The sequence below is a fragment of the Micromonospora sp. NPDC048830 genome, from assembly GCF_043198215.1.
GTDB lineage: Bacteria > Actinomycetota > Actinomycetes > Mycobacteriales > Micromonosporaceae > Micromonospora.
The window spans coordinates 1-1,500 of record NZ_JBICUP010000133.1; the positions used below are offsets into that span (position 1 = coordinate 1).

Sequence of the window (1,500 nt, forward strand, 5' to 3'; positions counted from 1 at the left end):
TGCCGGCGTCGGTGCGGGTCACCGCTGGGGATGGTTGCCAGTCCATGTCCGTCCCCTGGTAGGTGGCCCAGTCGCCGAGGTTCCCGCTGCCCTCGCCGGCCTGACTGCCGATGCGCTGCTGGCCGAAGTCGGTGGACATCGCAGCACCGTAGTGCCCGTCGGTCACACCACTGCCGGGAACCGGCTCCGCCGGTCCCGCCCACCCCGCCGGCCAGGACGACGCGGCCGGCCACGCCGGCCAGGACGACGCGGTGGGGGCGTTCGGGTCGTCCAGCGGCCCGGGCAGCCCGGGCAGACCCGTGCCCGCCGGTGGGGCAGGTACCGGCCCGGGCATCGGCAACGGAGGTGCCGGTTCCGGTACGCCCGGTCCGGGCGGGAACGGCTGCGTCCCTGGGAACTGGCTGGGCTGGTCGCCGCTGGGCTGCGACCACGATGTCGGGTCGGGCGGGGCCTGCGGCCGGGGCGGATCCGTCGGTTGCGGCCCGGGGTCGGGTTCCGTGTCCACGGCCGTGGGCGGGCCGACCCACGCCGGATGGAGCAGATTGAGCAGATCGGCTGGGTCCATCTGCCAGGTGGGCCAGGCGCCGGGGTTCCCGTCGTCGTCGGCCCTCCGATTGTCGATGTGCGGCTGGCCGGGGTCGGTGGACATCGCAGCACCGTGGGCGGTCACATCAATGTCGGGATTCGGCCACGCCGGTCCCGGCCACCCCGCCGGCCAGGACGACGCGGTGGGGGCGTTCGGGTCGTCCAGCGGCCCGGGCAGCCCGGGCAGACCCGTGCCCGCCGGCGGGGCAGGTACCGGCCCGGACATCGGCAACGTATCCCCGTCGTTCAGCCAGGACAGGTCCTCACTACCCTGCGGGCGGTCCGGTCCGGGGGCAGGGCCCGGCACCGGTGCTTGCCGGGGCGGACCCGGATCGGTCACCCTGTACCGCGCCGCCACGCCACCGTGTGCTTCCCGGACCAGCTGCAGCAGACCATGGTCGCGCAATGCCACGATCCGGTTATGCACCGTCTGCTGCGATGTGGATGTCGCATCGGCGAGGGTTGACTCGCTGGCGGTGATGATCCCGTCGTCGTCCATACGGTCGATCAGGGCGTTCCACAACTGCCGCAGCGGCTGCTCCTGGTGCTGCGTTGTGGTGGCGATGTGGCCGACGTGCTGGTTGAACAGCGTCCGGGCCCCATCCCGGTCGCGCACCCACTGGCTGCCCGCGGGAAGGGCCGGCAATGCTTGCCGGGGCGGACCCGGATCGGTCACCCTGTACTGCGCCGCCACGCCACCGTGTGCTTCCCGGACCAGCTGCAGCAGACCATGGTCGCGCAATGCCACGATCCGGTTATGCACCGTCTGCTGCGGTGTGGATGTCGCCGCGGCGAGGGTTGACCCGCTGGCGGTGATGATCCCGTCGTCGTCCATACGGTCGATCAGGGCGTTCCACAACTGCCGCAGCGGCTGCTCCTGGTGCTGCGTTGTGGTGGCGATGTGGCCGACGTGCT

The 1,500-nt window shown here is 72.3% G+C and carries 1 pseudogene; it reads right to left on the reverse strand.

The window, feature by feature from the left end:
• Positions 1-1,500 (reverse strand): annotated as a pseudogene (locus ACGFIZ_RS34235) (hypothetical protein); the annotation flags it as partial.